Raw genomic sequence first — 24,850 nt, 5'->3', positions numbered from 1 at the left:
CCGGGCGGTGCGCTTTTTCGGTGATTAGGTCGGCGCGAGGAGAGGGTGGAACGCAACGCGAGTCGCCGTCAGTAGCCGTTGACGTTCAGTCGGTCAGTAGCGATCGACGTCCAGTCCGTCGACGCGCTCGTAGTCCCGATCGCGGGTGACGAGCGTTCCGCCCGCCGCGCGGACGGTTCCCGCGATGAGTACGTCCATTTCGTTGATAGGCGTCCCCGAGCCGTGGAGTTCGGCGTTTATACGCGCGGCTTCGGTCGCCTCTTCGCTTCCGAACGCCAGCGATTTCGTCCACGCGAGGTCTTTCGAGAGCTGAGAGAGCCCCTCCGGCCCCTTCGTTTCGATTGCGTACTGAGATAGTTCGTACGCGACGTGCGGCGGGACGAAGAACGATTCCCCGTAGTGGTCTTTGACGTACGAGACGGCGGCCGCGTGCCCGTCGCGATCGGGACGGAAGTAGTCGATGAGGTGGCTAATGTCCAGACAGCGCATTTCGTCGCTCCTTCGCGTCGCGGTCGAACTTCTTCCGCCACTCGTCTCGCGTCTCGCCGAAGGTCGTTCCCTCCCACGCGCCGGCCGATTCGAGAGGGTCCGCTTCGGTCTTCGTGAGCCGTTCGAGCAGATCGCTAAAACTCTCCCCCTCCCGCTTTTCGGATGCGAGACGCTCGTAAACGTCCTCCCGAATCGTGATCGTTTTCGTCGCCATCGTGTACACGTACGTTTACGTTCACCCCGCGGATAAGCGTGTCGTCCGAATCCGCTCACGTCCGACCGGTCGCGGGCGAACGCGAGAGCCGCGGCTCGGACGCTGCGGACGACAACCGGCTCGGGGGTCGCGGAGGGGAACTAACTCGGAAGTCGCGGACGGAAACCATTACCCCGCGCGGTCGGTACCCGACGGTATGGACGTCTCCACGCTCGCGGCCGCGCTCCGCGAGGAGGCCGCGCGGACGAACGAGCGCCGCCTGCTCGTCCTCGCGGGCGACCGCGACGCCGGCGTCGACGCCGCGTTCGCGGCCGTCGAAGCGGCCGGTGTCCCGGACGAGGGGGTGACGCTCGTCACGTCGCGCGAGGGGTTCCGGTTCAAGCGGCTGTCGCCGAAGCGCGCCGCCGCGCTGCTCGGCACCACGCGCGACGCGATCGTCCTCGACGCCCACGAGGACTTCTCGCCCAACGCCCTCGGCCGCGTCGTCGGCGCGGTCGACGGCGGCGGCCTGCTCGTCCTCCTGACGCCGCCGCTCGACGAGTGGCCCGTTCGGCGCGACGCCTTCGACGAGCACCTCGCGGTCCCTCCGTTCGGCGTCGACGACGTGACCGGGCGGTTCCGCGAGCGCCTCGTCGGGACGCTCCGCCGGCATCCCGGCGTGGCGATCGTCTCGCTCGCCGAGGGTGACGCGACCGTCGAGCGCGACGGACTCACCGGCGCGGACGCGACCGTCGGAGCGTCCCCGCCGACCGTCCCCGCGGATCGGACCTTCCCGGCCGGCGCGTACGAGGCCTGCCTGACCGCGGACCAGGCGCGCGCCGTCCGCGCGCTCGAAGCGCTGTGCGACCCCGGGAACGCCGTCGTCGTCGAGGCGGACCGCGGTCGCGGCAAGTCGAGCGCGGCCGGGCTCGCCGCGGGGAGTCTCGCCTCCTCGGGCGCGGACGTGCTGATCACCGCCCCCGGCTTTCGGAACGCGTCCGAAGCGTTCGCCCGCGCCCGCGAGCTGCTCGACGCGCGAGGCGCGCTCGCCGCCGAAAGCGAGGACGGTCGAACGCTGGACGCGGCGGGCGGCGGTCGAGTGCGGTTCGCCCCGCCGCCGGACGCCGCCGAACTCCCCGGCGGGCCGGACGCGGTGCTCGTCGACGAGGCCGCCGCGCTGCCGGTTCGGCTCCTCTCGCGCTTCCTCGACGCGCCGGCGGTCGGCTTCTTCACGACGGTCCACGGCTACGAGGGCGCCGGACGGGGCTTTTCAGTCCGCTTTCGGGACCGCCTCGACGCGAGCGCCCTGGCGGTCCGCGACGTGCGACTCGACGAGCCGATCCGGTACGCCCGGGGCGATCCCGTCGAGTCGTGGGCGTTCCGCGCGCTCCTGCTCGACGCGCGGCCGGCGGTCGAGCCGCTCGTCGCCGACGCGACGCCCGAGTCAGTCGACTACCGGGCGCTGTCGTCGGAGGACCTGCTCGCCGACGAGCACCTGCTGCGCGAGGCGTTCGGCCTGCTGGTGCTCGCGCACTACCGGACCGAACCGGACGACCTCGCCCGCCTGCTCGACGCGCCGAACCTCGCGCTCCGCGCGCTCCTGCACCGGGGACGCGTGGTTTCGGTCGCGCTGCTCGCCCGCGAAGGGGGGCTGTCGGCGGAGACGCGCCGGTCGATGTACGACGGCGCGCGCGTCCGCGGGAACATGCTCCCCGACGTACTCACGAGCCAGCTCCGCGACGAGGACGCGGGGATCCCCGTCGGCTACCGGGTGATGCGCATCGCCACGCACCACGCCGTCCGATCGGAGGGGCTCGGGAGCCGGCTGCTCGCCGAGGTCCGCGCGGAGGTCGAGGGGGAGAACCCTGCCCGGACGGACTGGCTCGGCGTCGGCTACGGCGCGACGCCGGAGCTCGTCTCCTTCTGGGAGCGCAACGGCTACCGGACGGTCCACCTGTCGACGACCCGCAACGAGACCAGCGGCGAGTACTCGGCCCTGATGCTGCTGCCGCTGAGCGGGGCAGGGCGCGACCTCCGCGACCGCCACGCGCGGTGGTTCACGGAGCGCGCCGCGGGCGTGCTCTCCGACCCGCTCCGAGACCTCGACCCCGACGTCGCGCGGGCGGCGCTTCGGGCCGCCGGAGACGCCGTCGCCCCGGAGCTCACGGAGCGCGAGTGGCGGATCGCCGTCGGAGCGTCCTACGGCCCCGGGCTGTACACGACCGCGCCGGAGGCGTTCCGCACCCTCGCGCTTGCGCACCTGACCGCGCCGGACGGCGGCGCGGAGCTGACCGCGCGCGAGGAGCGGCTGCTCGTCCGGAAAGTACTGCAGGCGCACCCCTGGCCCGCCGTCGCCGACGAACTCGGGTTCGTCTCCGCCGGTCAGTGCATGCGGGCGCTCGGCGACGCCTACGCGCCGCTGGTCGATCGCTACGGGACCGACGCGGCGTTCGAGGAGCGCGAGCGGTACGCGGAGTAGCCCGGGGACGGCAGCGGTACACGGATTAGCCCGGGGGCGGTAGACCGTCGCATGGAGCAGTGCGCGGAAGAGGGGTGCGACAACCCGGCGGCCGTGCGGCTGTACGTCCCGTGGGCCGACGACCGGGACGTGTGTACGGCGCACGCTCGGGCGCAGGTGCAGCGGGACGGCGTCGTCGCGGAGCCGCTGGACGGGGCCGAGGAGAACTGGCGGTGAGACCGGCGGTGAGCGGCCGGACGTCGACGGCCGGCGGTGTGCGGCGGTGAGCGATGAACGGCGAGAGGCGGGGCCTCGATCGCCGCTCGACGGCCCCTCAGCGGAGATCCACCGCCATCATCACCTCGTCGACGTAGTCGCCGTTGATCTTGTAGTGGTCCTTCCGGACCGCCTCGGTCTCCCAGCCGTGGGCCTCGAGGAACTCGATGGCGGTCTCGTTGGTCGCGGGGACGCTGTTGTAGAGCTTCTCGAACCCGCGGTCGCGCGCCCACTCGACGCCGCGGTCGAGGAGCCTGCCGCCGATGTCGTGGCCCCGGTGTTCCGGGTGGACGCCGACGGTGAGCACCGCGGTGTGGCTCAGCTTCTCCGCCTCCGGCAGGTCGAGGTGGACCCAGCCGACCACCTCGTCGTCGACGGTCGCGACGAAGAACATCCGCGAGCGGACCTCGTTGTGCCGGAGGACGACCTCCTCGTGGTCGATCATGTCGGCCACCGTCTCCGCCTCGATGTACGTGCCCTCCTGGGCGACCATCCGCATCAGGTCGATGAGCCCGTCCAGGTCGACCTGGTCGGCCCTCCTGATCGTGAACCACATGCCGTCGGACTCGTGTTCGACGCCGGCGTCCTCCTGGTACGCGACCTGGAGCTTGTTGCCGACCTTCCGGACGTAGCCGTCCCTGCGGAGGATCGTCAGGTGGGCGCCGAGCGCGCCCGGATCCAGCCGCAGCGCGCGGCGCACCTCGTCCTCGCGCACCGTTCCGTGCCGCTCGATGTAGTTGTACACGTCCCGGCGGTCCTTGTCGTTGAACGTCAGCGTCTCCGTTATGTCCATGGGTACTGTTACCGCGCGACACTACATAATTGTTGTTCGTGATAGTACCGCGGGAGGTGTAGGGCGGATGACGCGTCTGTCGGGCGACCACCGGGTTCCGACGGGTGCGCACGGGCGCGCGTCAGTCGAGGGTCAGCGCGCCGGCACGCGGGTCAGAAGCTGCGCCGTGTCGCGGATGTTGTGCGTCCGGACGAGGAGTTCGGCGGCCTCGCGGACCGTGAACTCGGCGTCCATCTCGACGCCGTAACACCGCGCGTACAGCGAGAGCCAGTCGTTCGTCGCCCGCTGGAGCAGCGCGAACTCCTCGGCGGAGAAGGCGACCGTCCGCCCGCCGGTGCGCGCCTCGACGTAGAGCGCGACGACCGGGCCGAGGCCCGACCGGAGGTACGACATCGCGCGCTCCTCGGCCGGCGGGTCCGCCGGGGGGACGAACGCGTCTCGCTCCCGGCGGGCAGCCTCGGCGAGGTCGCGGATCCGCGCGCCGTAGGCCGCGTCCGCGGTTCCGTTCGTCACGCTCGCGTTCCCGTCCGCCGCGCCCGCGTCTTCGTCCGTTCCGTCCGTCGCGTCCCACGGATCCGGTGCTCCGTCCGCCATCGTCCGCTCACCCCTCCCTGAACTCGACGCCCTTGCCGCCGCGCGGGTGCTCCCACTCCGTCTCGGCGACGATGGCGCAGGTGCCGCACTCGACGCACGGCTGGGTGTCGAGGCTCACGACCGTCTCCTCGCTCCCGTTCGTCCGGATCGTCTCCTCGCGGTAGCAGCCGCCGCCGAAGTCGCGGGCGCTGACCGGACACGCCGTGACCGCCGCGCCGCTGGCCTCGTAGGAGTTGTCCGTGAGCGCGATGTGGGGGTTGCCGATGTCGGTGTCGTACGTCAGCTCCCCGATGCGCTCTTCGAGGCTCGGCGGCCGCACCCTGTTCTCGTCGCCCACTCGCTCGCCCAGCTCCTCGGCGATGACCGTCGGGAGCGTCACGTACGGGGTTCGCGTGTCCGGCACCATCGCGGCGAGCCGCGGCGAGCTGTACAGCCGGCCGAGCAGGCCGGAGAGCGCGCGGACCCCGGTCCGCCCGACCGCGGAGGTCAGGACGGAGTCGACGACGTTCTCGGCTGCGTCGCGCTCGCCGAGCGTCCGAACCGCCTCGTAGCCCCGCGGCCGGAGCTTCCGCATCACGCCCTCGTCGCGCAGCTTCCGCGCGTACCGCTCGCCCGCCGAGTCCGGGTCGCCGCGGGCTCTCGCCTCCGCGTAGGCTTCCGCCGCCAGCGCCCCGGCCGTGACCGCGTGGTTCATCCCCTTGATGATCGGCCCCTGCGCCTGCATCTGGCCGGCGGCGTCGCCGACGAGCAGGAGGCGGTCCGCGTGGGGCTCCGGGTGAGCGACCTTCTTCGAGTCCGGGACGAGCTTCGCCGAGTACTCCCGCTCGCGGTACTCGTCGCCGAGCCACTGCGCGAGGAGCGGGTGCGTGAGCAGCGCGTCGAGCAGCTCGTGCGGCTCCGCCCGCTCCGCGACGAGGCTGTCGAGGTGGAACACCGTCCCGATCGAGAGCGAGTCGGCGTTCGTGTAGAGGAACCCGCCCCCGCGAACGTCCCGGAACAGGTCGCCGGAGAACAGGTGGGCGACCCCCTCGTCCTCGTCGATTCCGAACCGTTCGGCGATGGCGTCCGACGGCACGTCGACGACGGCCTTGACGCCCTGGAACCACTCCGAGGGGTCCTCCCAGTCCATCAGCCCGGCGTCGCGCGCGAGTTCGCTGTTGACGCCGTCGGCGGCGACGATCACGTCCGCCGTGATCGGGTCGAGCTCGTCGCAGGTGACCCCGACGATCTCTCCGCCCTCGCGGAGCAGGCCGTTCACCCGGACCTCGGTCAGGAGCCCGCCGCCCGTCTCGCGCGCCATCTCGTGGACGCGGTCGGCGAGCCAGGAGTCCATCTTCCGCCGGAGGACGGCGTCCGACCACTCGGTGTCGTGCTCGTGGAGCCGGGTGATGTCGAACGTCTTGACGGCGTCGCCCGCGACGTTGTGGAGGTAGTACTCGGTAACGGGGCGCTCGGCGGCCTCCTCGCGGAAGCCCTCGAAGAGCGCGTCGATCGTGTACGGCGCTGACTCCTCGGCGTAGATGAGCCCGCCCGAGACGTTCTTCGAACCCGCGTCGACGCCGCGTTCGAGGACGAGCGTCTGGACGCCGTAGCGGGCGAGCGTCGCCGCCGCGGCCGCACCGCCCGGCCCCGCGCCGACGACGACCGCCTCGAAGTGCTCGTACTCCTCGGCCTCACTCATCGGTCTCACCCCCGTCGACCGCGGCGTCTCGGTCGTCGTCCGCCGCGGCGTCGCCGCCGCCGTCCGCGCCGTCTACGGCGTCACCACCGCCCGCCGCGGCGTCTCTCCCGCCGTCCGGCGCGGTGTCGTTGCCGCCGTCCGTGACGCCGCCGCTTCCGCTCCCGTCGGCGACCGCCTTCAGATCCAGTTCGCCGGTCTTCACCGCCTCCGTCAGCCGCGGGAGCACCTCGAAGAGGTCGCCCTCGATGAAGTAATCGGAGAAGTCGCGGATCCGGGCGTTCGGGTCGGTGTTGACGGCGACGATGGTGTCCGACTCGTCCATGCCGACCTTGTGCTGGACGGCCCCGCTGATGCCCGCCGCGACGTACAGCGTCGGCGCGACGACCTGCCCCGTCTCGCCGATCTGCCGCTCCTCGCGCGTGTACTGTTCGACGTGCGCGTCGAAGTTGTACGAGCCGGTGACGATGCCGCGGGAGACGCCCACCTCGGCGTCCTCGAAGGCGTCGGCGAGATCGATCGCCAGCTCCATCCCGAGCGTCGGGTCCTCGCCGATGCCCCGCCCGACGGCGACGATGACCTCGTGGCCAGAGAGGTCGATCCCCTCGTCCAGCCGGTCCCACTCCGTCACGTCGACGCGGAACCAGCCGTCGTCGAGTTCGAGGTCGTGGTCGACCACCTCGCCCTCGCGCTCGTAATCCGGCTCGGGTATCTCGAAGCTCCCCGGGATCACCGAGGCGCCCTGCGGGTGGAACTCCCGGTTCGGGTTGTCCAGACAGAGGATGGTGGAGTACTCGAAGCCGCTGAAGTCCGGCCGCTTCATGTGCAGGACGCGCTCGAAGGTCTTCTTTTCGCCCGGCGCGCCCGTCTTCACGGGGTTCGAGATGACCGTGTCCTCGATGTAGAGCCCGGAGCAGTCGCTGGCGAGGCCGGAGTCGAGTTCGGCCTGCACCTGCGCGGAGAGGTCCCGGCCGTTGTTCGTCGCCGGAAAGAGCACGTAGCGCGGCTCGTCGTAGTCGCGCCAGTCGGCCTCCTCGGGCCCCCTCTCCTCGCGCGGGTCGCCGCCCCACCGGGCCATGTCGCAGAAGATCTCGGCGTACGGCTTGTGCCGGAAGCGTTCGAGGCGCTCGTCCTCGTGGACGACGACGACGTCCGCGCCGCAGGCGATCACCTCCTCGGCGTGCCTCTCGACGTCGCTTCCGACGAGGACGCCGACGACCCGCTCGTCCTCGCCGTACTCGTCGTTGTACCCGTCCATCAGTTCGCGGGCCTTCCCGAGCATCTCGCGGGACACGTCGACGAGGTCGCCCGCCTGCGTCTCGCAGTACACCCACATGTCGCGGTAGGTGCCGCCCGAGAGCGCCCGGACGTGCTTTTTGTCCGCGGTCGGGTGGTCGAGGTCGGGGTGACGCTCCTCCGGCGTCTCCGGCTCCTCCGCCGCCCCCTCTTCCTCCTCGCTGCCCTCCACGGAGTCGATACGGCTCCGGATGAGCCGCTTCACGCTGTCGCGGTCTTCGCCTCCCTCCTCCGCTTCGAGGAGCCGTTCGAGCTCCTCGACCTCCTCGATCCCCTGGACGGCGTTGCCGACGTCCGCGGTGCTCATCTCCGACAGGTCGATCTCGTCGAGCTCGACCTCGTCCTCCGGACCCTCGTACTTCTCGATGCGGCTCTCGATGAGCGCGATCGCCTGCGGGCGGTTCTGCCCGGACTCCTCGCGCTCCAGGATCGCCTTCAGCGCATCGACGTCCTCGACGTCCTTGATCGCCGGGCCGAGTTCGGCGATCTCGTGCTCGTTCGGGTCGAAGTCGTTCGAGTCGGAGTCCGCCATCGTCAGTCACCCCCCGCCGCGAGCGGCGCCATGACGTCGAGCACCTCTCTCATCCCGTCCTCGTCGTCCGGGTCGACCATCGTCGCCTCGCGCTCGGCGGGCGCCTTGGGGATGGGGTCGACGGAGGAGACGATCGTCGGCGACCCGTCGAGGCCGATGTAGTCCGGATCGAGGTTCAGGTCGACGTGGTCCCAGACGGTCAGGTGCTCTTCGAACTCCTCGGCGCGGCGCTCCGTCCGCGCCCGGAGGTCCTTCAGTTCGAGCCGGTGGGACGCCGTCCGGTAGGACGGCTCGAACTCGGGGTCGGCGACGACGAACGCCGGCAGCTCCGTCTCGACCGTCTCGATCTCCTCGATGTCCCCCTCCACGAGGCGCTTCGCGCGGAGGGTGCGCTCCTCGGGGTCGATGTCGAGAGCGATGACGTGCGTGACGATCGGCATGTCGAGACACCAGCACGTCTGCGGGCCGGTGTGGCCCGTCTCGCCGTCGGCGGTCTTGAAGCCGGCGAAGACGACGTCCGGCTCGCCGAGTCGCTCGATCGCCGTCGACAGCGTGATCGCCGTCGCCCACGTGTCGGAGGCGGCGAGCTCGCGGTCGGAGATCAGATAGAGGTCGTCCGCGTACACCGACGCCATCGCCTCGCGGAGCACGTCCTTGTACCCCGGCGGACCCATGCTCATCACGCTCGTGCACCCCCCGTGTCGGACGCGCGTCTGCAGCGCGGCCTTCAGCGCGTGCCGGTCGTTCGGGTTCATCACGGTCGGCGTCTTGCCCCGTTCGAGGTGACCCTCCTCGTCGAACGATACCTGTCCTTCGCGGAAGTCGGGTACCCCCTTCGTGAGGACGGCAGTGTGTAGTGATACCATCGAACTAGGAGAGGGTCGCGCTGTTTCTTAATTGTTTTTCATAACGGGCTCCCCGAGGGTCAAAAGCCGACGGCTCGGCGGCGGGGCTTCGCGTCGACCGGCGCGGGAACGGCGCGCGGGTTCGGCGGCCCCCGCGGTTCCGCGCGCTCGGAGGGCCGGCCGGCCGAACCGACGCGCTCGCTGGCTTCCGCGGGAGCTCAGATGCGGCCGGCGCGCCCGGGGTCGACGTCGATGGCGTCGACGGGACAGACGTCGACGCAGAGCATGCAGTCGATGCACTGCGCCTCGTGCGTGGGTTCGGCCTTGATCTCGCTCTCCGGGTGGCCGGGGGAGTCGACCCACGTGAACACGTCGACCGGGCAGTCTTCCAGGCACGCGCCGTCCGCGATGCAGATGTCGAAGTCCACGGCGACGTGGGTGCCGTGGATGCCGAGTTTCTCCGGCGGATCGACCGGCCCCCACACGTCGACGCCGTTTTCCTCGCCAGCTAGCTCTCGGTTCTGCTCGAAGTTCGGATCAATGGGCATCGCTAACTATACACATTAATCGTAGCTATTTAAACCTACTAGGGAACGGGTTCGGCCGCGGGGACAAGCGGTATGTCGGTTCGCGGCGTCCGAACGGACGATGGTCGAAGCCCTGGCGCTCCTGGCGTTCGTCCTCCTCGTCGTCGGCGTGATCGGGAGCGTCGTTCCGCTCGTGCCCGGCGCGCTGTCGTCCCTTGTCGGCGTCTACCTCTACTGGTACGCGACCGGCTACTCGGATCCCGGTCCGCTCGCCCTCGCGGGGCTGACGCTCGTCGGCCTCGTCGCGGTGGCGGTCGACTACCTGTCGGGACCCATCGCGGCGCGCGCCGGTGGCGCGTCGCTGGCGACGACGGCGGTCGCGGCGGCGGTCGGCGTCCTCCTCGCGTTCGTCGTCGGCCCGCTGGGGCTGGTACTCGGCGTCGCCGGGACCGTGTTCGCCCTGGAGTTCTACCGGAACCAGGACGCGGAGGCGAGCCTCCGGACCGCACTCTACGCGACGGTCGGCGTGCTCGCGTCCTCCGTCGTGCAGGTGCTCCTGACCGGGTCGATGCTGGTCGCGATGGTGCTCGTGGCGGCGTTGTGACGACGCGGCGACGGCGTCGTGGGCGTGTTGACGGCGCGCGGAGACGGTACGGCGCCGACGGCGGTCGATCGTCGTCGGTTCGACCGCCGTCCTTACCGGTGCGCGAAGTAGACGACCGACCCGTCCTCCCCGTGAGCGTCCACGCGGGCGAAGCCGACGCGCTCGAACTGGACCACCTCGTCGACCTCCGTTTCGGCGAAGTCCGGCTCGGCACGCCCCGTTACGTCGCCGTCGGGCGTCCGCATCGTCACCGGCACCGCGCCGTCGGCGGGCACCCAGTGGATCACGTCGACGCCCTCCTCCCGGACGGCGTCGATGTCGTCGCCCGCGTACTCGAAGGCGTCCCGCGTGTGGCGCACGCAGCCGAAGCCCTTCAGCCAGACGCGCTTTCCGTTCGGCGGGACGTCCTCGGCCTCGACGCGCACCGCGCCCCCGACGGGGATGCGCCGCCGGCCGCGCTCCTCGTGGTCCGGGTGCAGCGGCGGCTCGCCGGCCTCGGGTCCGCCGACGACGGCCTTCTCGACCCCGTCGCGGACGAGGAAGTACCGGTTCGCCTCGTCGTCGACGAGCTCGCGGTTGTTGGCGTAGACGCTGCTCATCGCCAGGTCGACGTCGCTCGTCGAGAGGCCGAGGTCCACCATCGCGTCGGTGACGGCGGCCCCCCGGATGCCGCGCCGGCGGACGCTCGCGAGCGTCGGGGCGCGGGGGTCGTCCCAGCCGTCGAGTTCGCCCTCCTCGATGAGCCGCGCGATGGTCGAGGTGCTGAGCTTCACGTCGTACTCGTCGACCTGGATCTTCCCCCAGTGGAGGACTTCGGGGTACTCCCAGCCGAAGTAGTCGTAGACGAACCGCTGGCGCTTGGCGCTGTCCTGGAGGTCGATCCCGCGGATGATGTGGGTGATCCCCGTCAGGTGGTCGTCGATCCCGGACTGGAAGTCGAGCATGGGCCAGCAGCGGTACGCCGCGGCCTCCTCGCGCGGGTGCGGCGTGTCGACGACGCGGAAGGCGACCCAGTCGCGCAGCGCGGGGTTCTTGTGCTCGATGTCGGTCCTGACCCGGAGCACCATCTCGCCCGCGCCGTACTCGCCGTCGACCATCGCCTCGAACTCCCGGAGCGTCGTCTCGGGGTCCTTGTCGCGGTGGGGGCACGGCTTCCCGGCGTTCTTCAGCTCGGAGAACGCCTCGCCGGAACAGGAACAGGTGTACGCGCCGCCCATCCCGATGAGCTCCCTGGCGTGGTCGTAGTAGGTTTCGAGGCGGTCGCTCGCGCGGACGACCTCGTCGGGCTCGAAGCCGAGGTACTCGACGTCCTCCAGGATCGCGTCGTAGGCGTCGAGGTCGGGGCGCTTCGTCTCCGGGTCGGTGTCGTCGAACCGGCAGAGCATCCAGCCGTCGTACAGCTCCTTGTACGTCCCGATGACCGCCGGCATCCGGCCGTGGCCGAGGTGCCAGGGGCCGTTCGGGTTCGGGGCCGCCCGCATCCGGATCTCGTCGTACCCGTCGGCGTTCGGGAGGTCCGGCAGGGTCCGCTCGTCCTCCTCGTCCTCGGCCTCGAGTTCGGCGAGGAGGTCGGGGGCGAGCGCTTCCAGGCGCTCGCGGCGCTCGTCGGGGGTCAGGCCGTTCACCTCGCTCACCACGCCGCCGACGACGCCGGGGATCTCGCTTCCGTGGGGCCGGAACTCCGGGTTCTCGCCCATGAGCGGTCCCATGACCGCGCCGACGTCCGCGTCGCTCCCGTACTTGACCGCGTTGAACAGCGCGTGCTTCTCCGCCTCCGTTCTGACCCGATCGCGCAACTCCTGATCCATTACCGTCCGATTTCGGTCGCCGAGTAAAAACAGGCGTGGATTGGCCGTCCGCCCTCGCGGCGGTCGGCGCAGGCGCGGAGGTGGACCGCGCAGGGCCGTTCAGGCGTTGCTGCCGTCGCCGCGCAGGTCGCAGGGGTCGAGCGGCTCGGTTCCCGCGTCGGTGGCGACCAGCAGGTCGAACGCGCGGTCGTCGGGCGCGTCAGCGGGCGCGTTCTCCGGCGAGAGGTACCCGATCGCGAAGGCGGTGTACTGGACGCCCGGTTCGAGCGCCACGTCGAACGTCGCGACCACGTCGCCGTCGTCGTTCTCGGTGTCGCCCCGGACTTCGAGCGTGTACTCGCCCGCCGGAACGACGACGTAGTCGGTCTGGTCGCCGAAGCTCACGCCGTCGAAGAGCGTCAGGTCCGCGCCCTCGACGGTCACGTCGACCGCGGGCGCGTCCGGCGACGTGTGGACGAGGCGTACGAGCGCCACGTCGTCGTCGACGAGCACCAGCGGCTCGAACGTGCCGTCGGAGAGCTGGCCGACGGCCGCGACGGTGTAGAACTTGCTCTCGAGGGTCACGTCGCCCTCGAAGGCCACGGTTTCCGGGTCGCCGGCCGCCGTGATCTTCACCGTGTACGTCCCGGGCTCGACGACGAGGTAGTCGGTCACGGTCCCGAACTCGACGTTCGAGAGGACCTTCTCGCCGTTCACGTACACGTCGACGGCGGGCGCGTCCGGCGACGCGTGCGCGACGCGAACGGCCGCGCAGTCGCCGCCGTTTCCGCCGCCCCCGTCATCGTCCGAGCCGCCGTGTTCGTTCGCGCCGGCGACGCCCGTCCCGCCGACGAGCGAGAGCGCTCCCGCGGCGCCGACAGCCTTCAGTACCGTTCGCCGCGACTGATTCGATTTCGATGTCACGTCCGACCACAGGGACGTTCACGGGATGAAGCCGAACGACCGTTGCGGGCCGGTTTACCGGGCCTACAGGGGACTACGCCCCGTTTATCCGGCTCTTCGAGTGATAGATCGGCGCTCGCCCGCGAGTGCCGATAGCGCGCAGACGGCGGCGCGCGAACCGGCGGACTCCGGCCCTCTCGGAGGAAAACCGGACGCCGAAGCGCTCCGAAATGCGCGTTTCGGGCGGTGGCTCGATGTTTCGACTGCGAGCCGGAAAAGTCGAGGAGAGCCGGCGCGGCGCGCCGAAAACCGAACGTCGAACGGCGGGTGCGGTCGGACCTACTGGAAGGTGCGGCTGACCTCTCCCTCGGTGTCCCGCCCGACCTCGCTCTTCTGGAACCGCTCTTCGATCTCGTCGTAGCGCTGGCGGACCTCGTCGGTCACGCTCGGGCCGACCTGATCGAGCGCCTGGTCGAAGTGGTCCATCGTGATGCGGACGTTCCCGACGCTCTCTGCGATCTCCTCGGGTTTCACGCTTCCGATGAACTCGCGGGACGCGGCCAGCGCCGCTTCGCGGGCCAGCGCTTCGAGGTCCGCGCCGACGTAGCCCTCGGTCCTGCGGGCGAGCCGGTCCAGGTCGACGTCGTCCGCGAGCGGCTTGTTCCGCGTGTGGACCTCGAGGATCTTCCGGCGGGCCTCCTCGTCCGGGACGGGGACGTGCACGTGGCGGTCGAGCCGGCCCGGGCGCAGGAGCGCCGCGTCGATGAGGTCCGGCCGGTTCGTGGTCGCGATGACGACCACGTCCTCGAGCGCCTCCAGGCCGTCGAGTTCGGTGAGGAGCTGCGAGACGACGCGCTCGCCGACGCCGGAGTCGCCGGTGCGGCTCCCCCGCTCGGTCGCGATGGCGTCGATCTCGTCGAAGAACACCACCGTCGGGGCGTTCTCGCGGGCCTTGCTGAAGATCTCGCGGACGCCCTTCTCGGACTCGCCCACGTACTTGTTCAGGAGCTCCGGCCCCTTGATGGAGATGAAGTTGCTCTCCGACTCGTTGGCGACGGCCTTCGCGAGCAGCGTCTTGCCGGTGCCCGGCGGGCCGTACAGGAGCACGCCCTTCGCGGCGTCCATGTCCATCGCCTGGAACACCTCGGGGTAGTCGAGCGGCCACTGGATCGTCTCGCGGAGCCGCTCTTTGGTGCTCTCGAGGCCGCCGACGTCGTCCCACGTGACGTTCGGCACCTCGACGAACACCTCGCGGAGCGCCGAGGGCTCGACGCCCTTCAGCGCCTCCCTGAAGTCGCCCTCGGTGACGACGAGCGAGTCGAGCACGTCGGCGTCGATCTCCTCGGCTTCGAGGTCGAGCTGCGGGCGGATGCGCCGTAGCGCGTTCATCGCCGCCTCCTTCGCCAGCGATTCGAGATCCGCCCCGACGAACCCGTGGGTGCTCTCGGCGTACACGTCGAGGTCGACGCCGTCCGCGAGCGGCATGTTCCGGGTGTGGACCTGCAGGATCTCCTTGCGGCCGTCCCGGTCCGGGACGCCGATCTCGATCTCGCGGTCGAACCGCCCGCCCCGGCGGAGCGCGGGGTCGATGGCGTCGAGGCGGTTGGTCGCCCCGATGACGACGACCTGCCCGCGCTCTTCGAGCCCGTCCATGAGCGAGAGCAGCTGCGCGACGACCCGCCGCTCGACGTCGCCGCCGGCCTCGGATCGCTTCGGCGCGATCGAGTCGATCTCGTCCATGAAGACGATCGCCGGCGCGTTCTCGGTCGCCTCGTCGAAGATGTCCCGGAGCTGCTCCTCTGACTCGCCGTAGTACTTCGACATGATCTCCGGCCCCGAGATGGTGTGGAACGAGGCGTCGATCTCGTTGGCGACGGCCTTGGCGATGAGCGTCTTGCCGGTGCCCGGCGGGCCGTGCAGGAGCACGCCCTTCGGCGGCTCGATGCCGAGCCGCTTGAACAGCTCGGGGTGACGCATCGGCAGCTCGATCATCTCGCGGACCTGTTCGAGTTCGCGGTCCAGGCCGCCGATGTCCTCGTAGGTCACGTCGGGACCGTCGCCGCCGCCGGCGGCCGCGCCGCGGATCTGCTCGGCGGGCTTCTCGCTGATGGAGATCTCCGTCGAGTCGTTGATCACGACGGTTCCGCTCGGCTTCGTGCTCGCGATCTTCAGCGGGACCGCCTGGCTCTGGTTGGCCATGAAGCCGAAGCCGAAGGGGATCTGGATGGACTGGCCCTTCGTGACCGGCTGTCCCGAGAGCTTATCCCGGATGTGCGGCCCGATGTTGCCGCTGATGCGGAGGTTCTGCGGGAGCGCGATGCTCACCTCGCGGGCGGGCTTGACGTCCGCCTTCTCGACGTCGACCTTGTCGTCGATGCCGACGTCCGCCTGCTGGCGGAGTCGCCCGTCGATCCGGATGACGCCCGTGCCGTCGTCCTCGGGGTAGCCGGGCCAGACGCGCGCGATGGCGGTTCCCTCTCGCCCCTCGATTCGGATGAAGTCGCCGCCGCTCAGCCCCATCTCCTCGGCGGCGACGCGATCGATGGCCGCGAGCCCGCGGCCGGCGTCCTTCTGTTTAAGCGGTTTGACGGTGAGCTTCATTTCGCACCACTGAGAGTGAGTACGCCGTTTTTCATAAACGCTTCCGCGCCCGCGTCCGGGAGTTCGAACTCCGTCTCCCAGACGCGGCCGTCCCGTTCGACGACGATGATGGCGGTCTCGCCGACGACGTCGACGTCGACCGCCTCGTCCGAGACGCCGAGGTCGGCGGCGACGACCCACTCGTCGCCGTAGTCGTACCGGCGGAGGAACCGTTCGCTCCCGCCGACGAATTGCTGCTGACTCATGATGAATCCTAACTCCAAGTTAGTCGGTTAAGTATATAACTCTTCTGTCGACGAAATCGGAAGACGGGATCGGGTTACGTTCTAACCGGTCGAAATGCGGTTCCGGCGATCCGCGCGACGCGTGGCTTCATATGCCGCACGCGACAAGGTTGGATATGGACGAAGTTACACATCACGGCCGGACCACGGCGTACCGCCGGTCCGACCGGGGCGGATCAGAGCCGGGAGTCCTCTGCGTCCACGGGAGCGGCGGCTCGCACGCCGTCTGGAAGTCGCAGTTCCGCCTCGCGGACGATCGGCCCGTCGTCGCGCTCGACCTGAGCGGGCACGGCGAGAGCGATGACGTCGACGCGGACGCGGGGTACGAGTCGCTCTCGGCGTACGCCGACGACGTCGTCGCGGCGGCCGAGGAGACGGGCGCGCGGGTGCTCGTCGGCAACTCCCTCGGGGGCGCGGTGGCGATGACGGTCGCGCTGGAACGCGACCTCCCGCTCGACGGCCTCGTGCTCGCGGGGACGGGCGCGAAACTGACGGTTCTCGACGACCTGCTCGCGTGGCTCTCGGACGACTTCGACCGGGCGGTGGAGTTCCTCCACAAGCCGGACCGGCTGTTTCACGACCCCGACGAGCGGTACCTCGACCTCTCGAAGGAGGCGATGTACGACGCCGGCCGGGCCGTCACGGAGCGGGACTTCCGGACCTGCCACGGGTTCGACGTGCGGGACCGCCTCGGCGAGATCGACGTCCCGGCGCTCGCCGTCGTCGGCGAGCACGACAAGCTGACGCCCCCGTGGTACCACGAGTTCCTGGCGGAGGAGATGCCCGACTGCGACGCGGTCGTCGTCGACGACGCCGCCCACCTGGCGATGCTCGAACGGCCGAAGGCGTTCAACCGGGCGGTGTCTGCGTTCCTCGACGGGCTGTGAGGCGGCGGGAGGTCAGTACAGCTCGTCCAGCTCCTCCTCGACGTGGCTGTGTTCGGCCGTCGGGAACTCGCCGGCCTCGACCGCGTCGCGGTACGTTTCGACCGCCGCCCGCATCTCCGAGCGCACGTCGCCGAACTGCTCGGCGAAGGGCGGCGCGTAGTCGCTCAGCCCGAGCACGTCGGTGATCACGAGCACCTGGCCGTCACAGTCGGGGCCGGCGCCGATGCCGATCGTCGGGGCGCCGATCGCCTCCGTCACCTGCGCGGCGAGGTTCGCCGGGACGTGTTCGAGGACGAGCGAGAACGCCCCCGCCTCCTCGTGGGCGCGGGCGAGGTCGAGGATCTCCCGCGCCTCGTCGCGGGTCGTCCCCTGGCGGGCGTATCCGGTACGCTTGACCTGCTGGGGGGTGAGGCCGAGGTGCGCCATCACCGGAATGCCGAGCCGGACGAGCTTCTCGGTCAGCTCGACCGTGTGCGGCCCGCTTTCGAGCTTGACCGCGTCCGCCCCGGCCTCCTTGAGCATCGCGCCGGCGTTGCGGACGCTCTCCGCCTCGCTCACGCCGACCGAGAGAAACGGCATGTCCGCGACGACCAGCGACTCCTCGGCCGCGCGCGCGACGGCCGCCGTCCGGCTCTTGACCTCCTCGAAGGTGACCGGGAGCGTCGAGTCGTACCCGAGCACCGCGTTGCCCATGCTGTCGCCGACGAGGATCACGTCGACGCCCGCCGCGTCGACGACGGCGGCCGTCGGAGCGTCGTAGGCGGTCAGCATCGTGATCGGTTCGACCCCCGCCTTCGTCGAGAGGTCCCGCGTGGTTGGCATGCCCGGCGGTTGGTCGCGGGGCGGATAAATACGTGCGGTCGCCGACGGGTCTGCCGGATTACAGGCGAGAACCGCCGCCCGACCGGCCGCCGACCCGGCTGAGCGGCGCGTCGGTCTCGACGCTTTTCCGCGCACACATGTTTGTGAATTTTTAGGTATGCCTAAAAATCGAACGCTTTAATAGGAGTTAGGTTGGCCTAAAACTCCACATGCAACACGAGAGAACGAAAGCGTCGAACGGGTCGGCGTCCGCGGACCGGGCGGCGGCGCACGGCTACGGAGACGCCTCGAACGCGCGGTTGCTCCGACAGCAGGCGGCGCGCGAGTCGAACGCGCGGACGTATCCGCGGAACCTCCCGTTCGCCATCAGCCGGGCGCGGGGGATCGAAGTGGAGGACGCGGACGGAAACGTCTACTACGACTGCCTCGCGGGCGCCGGGACGCTGGCGCTCGGACACAACCACCCGGCCGTCGAAGCCGAGATGCGGCGGCTCCTCGACGAGGACCGCCCGCTGCACACCCTCGACGTCACGACGCCGGAGAAGGAGGCGTTCGTCGACGCGCTGTTCGACAGCCTCCCGACCGAGTTCGCCGAGTCGGCGAAGGTGCAGTTCTGCAGCCCCGCGGGCACTGACGCCGTCGAGGCGGCGCTGAAGCTCGTGAAGACCGCGACCGGCAACCGGAGCGTGCTCGGGTTTCAGGGCGGCTACCACGGGATGACGAACGGCGCGCTCAGCCTCATGGGCGACACGGACGCCAAGGAGCCGATCGCCGGGCTGATGCCGGGCGTCCACCACCTGCCCTACCCGTACGACTACCGGCCGCCGTTCGGCATCGGCGGCGAGGAGGGACACCGGGCGATCAGCCGGTACGTCGAGCACCTGCTCGACGATCCAGAGAGCGGGATCACGAGTCCGGCGGGCGTGGTCGTCGAGCTCGTCCAGGGCGAGGGCGGTGCGATCCCCGCTCCGGACGAGTGGACCCGCGAGATCCGGCGGATCACCCGGCAGCGCGACGTGCCGCTCGTCGTCGACGAGATCCAGACCGGGCTCGGCCGGACGGGGGAGCTGTACGCCTTCGAACACGCCGGCATCGTCCCGGACGCGGTGACGCTCTCGAAGGCGATCGGCGGCGGCCTCCCGCTGTCGGTCGTCGTCTACCGCGAGGAGCTCGACGAGTGGGAGCCCGGCGCGCACGCCGGCACCTTCCGCGGCAACCAGCTCGCTATGGCCGCCGGCCGGGCGACGATCGAGTACGTGCTCGAAAACGACCTCGACGAGCGCGCCGCCGAGATGGGCGAGCGCCTCCGCGGGCGGCTCGAACGGACGGCCGAGTCGTTCGACGCGGTCGGCGACGTGCGCGGGCGCGGGCTGATGCTCGGCGTCGAGTTCGTCGACCCCGACGCCGAGCCCGACGCGGTGGGCGCGCAGCCGGCGGACGGCGACCTCGCGGACGCCGTCCAGTCGGCGTGCTTCGACCGGGGTCTCGTCGTGGAGACCGGCGGCCGCCACGGCGCGACGGTCCGCTTCCTGCCGCCGCTCGTCGTCACCGCGGAGCAGGTCGACGAGATCGGCGAGATCTTCCGCGAGGCGGTCGCGGCGGCCGTCGAGGGGGTGGACGCGTGAACCGTCCGGAATCCGGTATCCACGGCGCGGAGGGTCGGTCGGCCGACGACCTGTTCCTCTGGAGCGCCGCCGGTTCCGCGACCTACGAGGAGGCGATGGACCGCACGGTCGACGCGGTCTGTTCGTCGGTCGCCGGCTCCGCCGCGCCGTACTCGGGTCGCACCTACGAGGAGCTCGCCGAGGAGCTGACGGACGTGGAGGCCATCCCGGACCGCGGGGTCGGCCTCGACGCCGCGATCGACTGGGTCGCAGAGCACGTCCTCGCGCACTCGGCGATCGTCTCCGACCCGCGGTGCGTGGCGCACCTCCAGTGTCCGCCGCTCGTGCCCGGGCTGGTGGCCGAGACGCTGCTCTCGGCCGCGAACCAGTCGCTCGACTCGTGGGACCAGAGCCCCGCGGCGACGGTCGTCGAGGAGGCGCTCGTCGGGGAGCTGTGCGAGCTCTTCGGGTACGACGGGGCGGCGGACGGCGTGTTCACGAGCGGCGGGACGCAGTCGAACCTGATGGGCCTCCTCCTGGCCCGAGACCGCCGCGTCCACGAGACGTGGGACCGATGGGTGCAGGACGAGGGCCTGCCGCCGGAAGCCGACTCGCTCCGCGTCCTCTGCTCGGAGGTCGGCCACTTCACCGCCAAGCAGGCCGCGGCGCAGCTCGGCCTCGGCGAGGACGCCGTCGTGGCGGTCCCGACGGACGACGACTTCCGGATGGATCCCGCGGCGCTGGACCGGTCGATCGCCCGCCTGCGCGAGGAGGAGTTGCGCCCGTTCGCGCTCGTCGGAACCGCCGGGACGACCGACTTCGGGAGCGTCGACCCGCTCTCGGCGCTCGCGGACCGCGCCGAGGCGCACGACCTGTGGTTCCACGTCGACGCCGCCTACGGCGGCGCGCTCGCCCTGAGCGACGAGCACCGGGGGACGCTCGCGGGGATCGAGCGCGCCGACTCGATCGCCGTCGACTTCCACAAGCTGTTCTACCAGCCGATCAGCTGCGGCGCGTTCCTGCTCCGAGACGGGGCGAACTACCGGTACATCGACCGGAACGCGTCGTACCTCAACCCCGAGGAGGACGAGACCGCCGGCGTGCCGAACCTGGTTTCCAAGTCCGTCCAGACGACCCGCCGGTTCGACGCGCTCAAGCCCTTCCTGACGTTCCGGGCGCTCGGGCGGGACGGAGTCGCGGAGCTCGTCGAGTACACCCTCGACCTCGCGGACGACGTCGCGGAGCTGATCGACCGCGACCCGGCGTTCGAACTCGTGAACGAGCCGACGCTGAACGCGGTGGTGTTCCGGTACGAGCCGTTCCGGAGCCACCCCGAACTCGACGACGGCGAGTGGGCGGATCGGCTCAACCGCGAGATCCGCGACCTTCTCCTGGAGCGCGGGATGGCGGTCGTCGCCCGAACCGAAGTCGAGCGGACGGGGCGCGACGGCGACGCCGAGGTCGAAAGCGACGCCTGTCTGAAGTTCACCCTCCTAAACCCGCAGACGACGGTCGACGACGTCGCCGACGTGCTCCTGAGCGTCAAGCAGTACGGCGCGGCCATCGAATCGGAGGTGGGCGAATGACGTCGGTCGGCGACGGCTGTGCGACCCCCGCCGAGCACGCCGAGTCGGCGACGGTCCACGCCTTCCTGAACTGCTACCTCCGGGAGACGGGGGACTACGAGGTCGTCCGGGCCTCGCGGACGCCGGTCGAAACTGACGCCGATCGCGCGGTCGTCTGCGAGCTCGAAGCGCAGGGCATCGCCCTGTTCGCCCCCATCCGGTACGAGTCGCCGACCGGGCGACACCTGTTCGACCTGCCGGTGCGCTACCGTTCCGGAGACGGTGCGCCGGTGCCGGCGGACGCCGCCACCCTCGCCGCCCTGCTCGGCAAGGAGCTCTCGCTCGCGGCGGGCGGCGAGGACGAGGGCGAGGGGAACCTCTCGGAGCTCCTCCGCCGGGTGCTCGAAAGCGAGCGCAACGTCGAGCGGTTCGTCGCGGCGCGCTCGGACGACGCCGAGCGGCTCTACGGCTTCGAGACGTCGTTCCGCGACGCGGAGCAGTCGCTGGTGTACGGCCACCTGCTCCACCCGACGCCGAAGAGCCGCGAGGGGATCGCGCGTCGCGACGCGTCGACCTACGCCCCCGAGCTCCGGGGGTCGTTCCCGCTGTACTACTTCCGCGCCGACCCGGACCTCGTCGAGAGCGGATCGGCCCGCGAGGAATCGGCGGTCGAGTGGATCGAATCGGAGCTGCGCGCGGACGACGCCGTCCCGGAGTCGTTCCTTGAAGCGCACGTCGAGAGCGACGACGCGCTCCTTCCCGTCCACCCCTGGCAGGCCGAGTACCTACTCGACCAGCCGCACGTCCGCGCCGCGGTCTCCGGCGGCGTGCTCGAACCGCTGGGACGGGTCGGCCGCGAGTACTACCCGACGACGTCCGTCCGGACGGTGTACAGCCCCGAGTCGTCGTTCATGCACAAGGGGTCGCTCGCCGTCAAGATCACGAACTCCGAGCGGACGAACAAGCTCCCGGAGCTGGATCGCGGCGTCGCCGTCGCCGAGCTGCTGGCGACCGAACTCGGCGACGAGCTCCGCGACCGGTTCCCGTCGTTCGACGTGATCCGCGACCCCGCGTACCTCACGCTCGACCTGGACGCGTACCGGGACGACGGAGGGGGACCGGAGGGACCGGAGTCGGGCTTCGAGGTCGTCCTCCGCGAGAACCCGTTCCGCGGGCTGGACGCCGCGAACGCGACGCCCGTGGTCGGGCTCTGTCAGGACGGGATCGACGGCCCCTCCCGGCTGGCGCGGATCGTCGAGACGCTCGCCGAGCGCGAGGGGCGATCGACCGACGCCGTCGCCCGCGACTGGTTCCGGCGGTACCTGCGGATCTCCCTGCGCCCCGTGCTGTGGCTCTACCTGACGCGGGGCGTCGGCGTCGAGGCGCACCAGCAGAACAGCGTCCTCCGGCTGGAGGAGGGCTACCCCGCGGAGTTCTACTACCGCGACAACCAGGGGTACTACTTCTGCGAGTCGACCTACGACGAGATCGACGCGATCCTGCCCGGCGTGGGAGAGCGGGCGGACACGATCTGTCCGGACGCCGTCGCCGACGAGCGGATCCGCTACTACGTCGTGCTCAACAACGTCTTCGGCGTCGTCAACGCCCTCGGCGTCGCCGGGCTCGTCGACGAGCGCGACCTGCTCGCGATCCTGCGGGAGGAGCTTCGCTCGCTGCGGGAGTTCGACCGCGACTCCTCGGAGCTCATAGAGAGCCTGCTGTCGGCGAGGCGGCTCCCGTGCAAGGCGAACCTGCGGACGCGCTTCCGCGACATGGACGAACTCGTCGGGTCGCTCGAAGAGCAGTCCGTCTACACCGAGATTCCGAACCCGCTCGTGACCGAACTGGAGGTGACACGGCGATGAACGACGACGAATCGGCGGTGCACGCCGACGAGGTGAGCGCTGACGAGTCGGCCGGAAGCGCCGACGAGGTGAGCAACGACGAGTCGGCGACGACCACCGACGAGGTGAGCGACGACGAGTCGGCGACGACCGCCGACGTGAGAGGTACCGACGCGAACAACCGCGCGACGAGCGCCGCGGTCGCCCCCGACCCGGCGGCGACCGTGACCGCGCCGTACGATTACCAGCGGTACGACCCGGAGATCGACCGGACGGTCTCCTTCAGGCCGGCGACCGTGGCCGCCGACCTCGGCCGGCTCCACTGCTGGCTGAACGAGGAGCACGTCCTGCCGTACTGGCGGTTGAACCACCCCCTTCCGGTCTTTCAGGAGAAGCTCGCGGAGAAGCTCGCCGACGATCACCTGACGCCCTACGTCGGCTGTCTGGACCACGTCCCGATGAGCTACTGGGAGCGGTACTGGGCGGCCGACGACCCGCTCGCGGACCACTACGACGCGGAGCCGACCGACCAGGGGATCCACCTGCTCATCGGCGCGCCCGAGTACCTCGGTCGGGGGTACGCGACGCCGCTGCTCCGATCGATGACGGAGCTCATGTTCCGCCACCCGGAGACCGACCGCGTCGTCACCGAGCCCGACGCGCGCAACGAGAAGGCGATCCGCGTGTTCGAGGCGTGCGGCTACGAGCCCGTCCGGGAGTTCGAGTTCCCGGCGGAGGACAAGACGGCGCTGCTGATGACGTGCTCGCGCGAGCGCTTCGAGTCGGAGGTGCTCGGCCGATGAGCCCGCCGGACGACGGTGCGGCCGCCGAGGGCGTCGAAGGTTCCGGCGTCGAAGACGGCAACGGCGCGGACGCCCGAGCCGCCGAAGGTCACGACGCCGACCGCGTACACGACGTGCTCGGCGTCGGCCTCGGGCCGTTCAACCTCGGGCTCGCGGCACTCGCGGATCCGATCGACGACCTCGACGCGGTGTTCCTCGAACAGAAGCCCGAGTTCGCCTGGCACGAGGGGATGCTCATCGAGGGCGTGACGCTCGAAGTCCCCTTCACCGCGGACCTTGTGACGCTCGCCGACCCGTCGAACCCCTACAGCTACCTCAACTACCTCCGGGAGACGGACCGCATCTACGAGTTCTACTTCTACGAGCGGTTCCACATCCCGCGGCGGGAGTACAACGAGTACTGCAAGTGGGTCGCGGACCGGCTCCCCGCCTGTCGGTTCAGCCGCCACGTGGTCGACGTTCGGGGCGGCGCGGACGGCCCGTTCGAGGTCGTCGCCGCGGACCCCGAGACGGGCGAGCGGCGCACGTACCTCGCGCGGGACCTCGTGGTCGGCGTCGGGAGCCGGCCGTACGTCCCCGAGGCGTTCGCCGGCCTCCCGGACGAGGACGTGTTCCACACCGCCTCGTACGTGCGCCGGCGCGATCGAGCGCTCGACGCCGACGGGATCACCGTCGTCGGCTCCGGCCAGAGCGCGGCCGAGGTGTTCCAGGACCTGCTGGAGCGCCAGCCGGACCGCGGCTACCGCCTCGACTGGATCACCCGGTCGGACGGGTTCTTCCCGATGGAGTACTCGAAGCTCGGGCTCCAGCACTTCACGCCCGAGTACTCGCGGTACTTCTACGATCTGCCGCAGCCGGTGTGCGACGACCTGCTGCCGGAGCAGGACCTCCTCTACAAGGGGATCGACCCCGACACGAGCGACGAGATCTACGAGGCGCTGTACGAGCGCTCGATCGGCGACGCCGACCCGGCCGTCGGGATGATCGCGATGACGGAGGTCGAGGGGATCGAGCCGACGGCCGACGGCCGGTACCGCCTGCGCTGCGAGCAGTGGCAGGAGGGAACGCGGTTCGCCCACGAGAGCGACGTGGTGATCCTCGGCACCGGGTATCACCGCCCGACGCCGGCGTTCCTCTCGTCGCTCGAACCGAACATCCGCCGCGACGAGCGCGGTCGGTTCCGCGTGAAGGAGGGCTACGGCCTCGAAACCGACGGACTCGACGGCCGACTCTTCGTCCAGAACGCGGAGGTGCACACCCACGGGGTCGGCGCGCCGGACCTCGGGCTCGGCTGTTACCGCAACGCGGTCATCCTCGACCAGCTGGTCGACGAGTCGCCGTACCCCGTCGACCGCGACACGGTTTTCCAGGACTTCAGCGCCGAGCGGTTCGTCGAGAAGTCGCCGGCGAGCGAGCTGCTGCCGACCGAACCGACCGAACCCCCGGCGCAACTCGACGACTGAGC

General features: G+C 70.6%; 22 protein-coding genes. 9 read left to right on the top strand and 13 right to left on the bottom strand.

The annotated features are described in order from the left end of the window. Positions 1–93 precede the first annotated feature (93 nt). Both CNO20_RS21245 and CNO20_RS21240 read right to left on the bottom strand, forming a co-directional pair. A complete protein-coding gene (locus tag CNO20_RS21245) occupies positions 94–489 on the bottom strand; it encodes a PIN domain-containing protein (RefSeq protein WP_101298207.1) in 396 nt (131 codons plus the stop codon). Next, positions 470–703 (bottom strand): antitoxin VapB family protein, encoded by a 234-nt coding sequence (locus tag CNO20_RS21240; RefSeq protein ID WP_101298206.1) that lies wholly within the window; start codon positions 701–703, stop codon positions 470–472. Before CNO20_RS21240 ends, CNO20_RS21245 begins: the two co-directional genes overlap by 20 nt. 196 nt (positions 704–899) lie before the next feature. Between CNO20_RS21240 and tmcA the strand changes: the two genes are divergently transcribed. Continuing rightward, entirely contained in the window at positions 900–3,161 is a 2,262-nt protein-coding gene (gene tmcA / locus CNO20_RS21235) for a tRNA(Met) cytidine acetyltransferase TmcA (RefSeq protein WP_101298205.1), read from the top strand. Between the two features lie 51 nt (positions 3,162–3,212). Beyond that, on the top strand, positions 3,213–3,377 hold the full coding sequence (locus tag CNO20_RS23580) for a DUF8014 family protein (RefSeq protein ID WP_199174954.1): 165 nt from the start codon (positions 3,213–3,215) through the stop codon (positions 3,375–3,377). A 97-nt stretch (positions 3,378–3,474) separates the two neighbouring features. Here CNO20_RS23580 and CNO20_RS21230 read toward each other — a convergent pair whose 3' ends face one another. The 6 genes from CNO20_RS21230 to CNO20_RS21205 form a co-directional block, all read right to left on the bottom strand. Continuing rightward, positions 3,475–4,209 (bottom strand): GNAT family N-acetyltransferase, encoded by a 735-nt coding sequence (locus tag CNO20_RS21230; protein WP_101298204.1) that lies wholly within the window; start codon positions 4,207–4,209, stop codon positions 3,475–3,477. A 132-nt stretch (positions 4,210–4,341) separates the two neighbouring features. After that, on the bottom strand, positions 4,342–4,803 hold the full coding sequence (locus tag CNO20_RS21225) for a DUF8055 family protein (protein ID WP_233204273.1): 462 nt from the start codon (positions 4,801–4,803) through the stop codon (positions 4,342–4,344). Between the two features lie 7 nt (positions 4,804–4,810). Next, positions 4,811–6,484: an FAD-dependent monooxygenase gene (locus CNO20_RS21220; protein ID WP_101298203.1), complete on the bottom strand. Its 1,674-nt coding sequence runs from the start codon at positions 6,482–6,484 to the stop codon at positions 4,811–4,813. Further along, positions 6,477–8,309, bottom strand: a complete 1,833-nt coding sequence (locus CNO20_RS21215; RefSeq protein WP_101298202.1) for an electron transfer flavoprotein subunit alpha/FixB family protein — start codon at positions 8,307–8,309, stop codon at positions 6,477–6,479. Before CNO20_RS21215 ends, CNO20_RS21220 begins: the two co-directional genes overlap by 8 nt. A 2-nt stretch (positions 8,310–8,311) precedes the next feature. Beyond that, positions 8,312–9,175: an electron transfer flavoprotein subunit beta/FixA family protein gene (locus CNO20_RS21210; protein ID WP_101298201.1), complete on the bottom strand. Its 864-nt coding sequence runs from the start codon at positions 9,173–9,175 to the stop codon at positions 8,312–8,314. Between the two features lie 197 nt (positions 9,176–9,372). Beyond that, positions 9,373–9,702, bottom strand: a complete 330-nt coding sequence (locus CNO20_RS21205; RefSeq protein ID WP_101298200.1) for a 4Fe-4S dicluster domain-containing protein — start codon at positions 9,700–9,702, stop codon at positions 9,373–9,375. Positions 9,703–9,802: 100 nt separating this feature from the next. Between CNO20_RS21205 and CNO20_RS21200 the strand changes: the two genes are divergently transcribed. After that, complete coding sequence (locus CNO20_RS21200; RefSeq protein ID WP_101298199.1) at positions 9,803–10,285, top strand: DUF456 family protein; 483 nt, start codon at positions 9,803–9,805, stop codon at positions 10,283–10,285. 92 nt (positions 10,286–10,377) lie between these two features. Here the strand turns inward: CNO20_RS21200 and CNO20_RS21195 are convergent, their stop codons facing one another. From CNO20_RS21195 to CNO20_RS21180, 4 genes are all read right to left on the bottom strand, one after another. Continuing rightward, a complete protein-coding gene (locus CNO20_RS21195; protein ID WP_101298198.1) occupies positions 10,378–12,093 on the bottom strand; it encodes a glutamate--tRNA ligase in 1,716 nt (571 codons plus the stop codon). Between the two features lie 99 nt (positions 12,094–12,192). Then, positions 12,193–12,996: a DUF4397 domain-containing protein gene (locus CNO20_RS21190; RefSeq protein ID WP_101298197.1), complete on the bottom strand. Its 804-nt coding sequence runs from the start codon at positions 12,994–12,996 to the stop codon at positions 12,193–12,195. A 318-nt stretch (positions 12,997–13,314) separates the two neighbouring features. Continuing rightward, on the bottom strand, positions 13,315–15,576 hold the full coding sequence (locus tag CNO20_RS21185; protein ID WP_101298196.1) for a CDC48 family AAA ATPase: 2,262 nt from the start codon (positions 15,574–15,576) through the stop codon (positions 13,315–13,317). Continuing rightward, positions 15,573–15,821, bottom strand: coding sequence for an Hsp20/alpha crystallin family protein (locus CNO20_RS21180; RefSeq protein WP_101298195.1), 249 nt, complete (start codon positions 15,819–15,821; stop codon positions 15,573–15,575). Before CNO20_RS21180 ends, CNO20_RS21185 begins: the two co-directional genes overlap by 4 nt. Before the next feature lie 155 nt (positions 15,822–15,976). Between CNO20_RS21180 and CNO20_RS21175 the strand changes: the two genes are divergently transcribed. Beyond that, the gene (locus tag CNO20_RS21175) at positions 15,977–16,747 is read left to right on the top strand and encodes an alpha/beta fold hydrolase (RefSeq protein WP_394337279.1); all 771 of its coding nucleotides are present in this window, start codon (positions 15,977–15,979) and stop codon (positions 16,745–16,747) included. A 12-nt stretch (positions 16,748–16,759) separates the two neighbouring features. On the opposite strand, the gene panB is transcribed toward CNO20_RS21175, so the two are convergent. Continuing rightward, positions 16,760–17,569 carry a 3-methyl-2-oxobutanoate hydroxymethyltransferase gene (gene panB / locus CNO20_RS21170; protein WP_101298194.1) on the bottom strand — a complete coding sequence of 270 codons (810 nt, stop codon included), beginning with the start codon at positions 17,567–17,569 and terminating at the stop codon, positions 16,760–16,762. 209 nt (positions 17,570–17,778) lie between these two features. On the opposite strand from panB, the gene CNO20_RS21165 reads away from it, so the two are divergent. The 5 genes from CNO20_RS21165 (at position 17,779) to CNO20_RS21145 (ending at position 24,848) form a co-directional block, all read left to right on the top strand. Continuing rightward, the gene (locus tag CNO20_RS21165; RefSeq protein WP_101298193.1) at positions 17,779–19,194 is read left to right on the top strand and encodes a diaminobutyrate--2-oxoglutarate transaminase; all 1,416 of its coding nucleotides are present in this window, start codon (positions 17,779–17,781) and stop codon (positions 19,192–19,194) included. A 95-nt stretch (positions 19,195–19,289) separates the two neighbouring features. Then, positions 19,290–20,759 carry a pyridoxal phosphate-dependent decarboxylase family protein gene (locus CNO20_RS21160; RefSeq protein WP_101298238.1) on the top strand — a complete coding sequence of 490 codons (1,470 nt, stop codon included), beginning with the start codon at positions 19,290–19,292 and terminating at the stop codon, positions 20,757–20,759. Further along, a complete protein-coding gene (locus CNO20_RS21155; protein WP_101298192.1) occupies positions 20,756–22,603 on the top strand; it encodes an IucA/IucC family protein in 1,848 nt (615 codons plus the stop codon). Before CNO20_RS21160 ends, CNO20_RS21155 begins: the two co-directional genes overlap by 4 nt. A 203-nt stretch (positions 22,604–22,806) precedes the next feature. Beyond that, positions 22,807–23,385, top strand: a complete 579-nt coding sequence (locus tag CNO20_RS21150) for a GNAT family N-acetyltransferase (RefSeq protein ID WP_233204276.1) — start codon at positions 22,807–22,809, stop codon at positions 23,383–23,385. Then, entirely contained in the window at positions 23,382–24,848 is a 1,467-nt protein-coding gene (locus CNO20_RS21145) for a lysine N(6)-hydroxylase/L-ornithine N(5)-oxygenase family protein (RefSeq protein ID WP_101298190.1), read from the top strand. The genes CNO20_RS21150 and CNO20_RS21145 overlap by 4 nt, the downstream gene beginning before the upstream one ends. Positions 24,849–24,850: the final 2 nt, after the last annotated feature.

The sequence above is a fragment of the Halegenticoccus soli genome (assembly GCF_002844195.1).
Lineage (GTDB): Archaea > Halobacteriota > Halobacteria > Halobacteriales > Haloferacaceae > Halegenticoccus > Halegenticoccus soli.
This window is presented reverse-complemented; position numbering and strand designations above follow the sequence as displayed.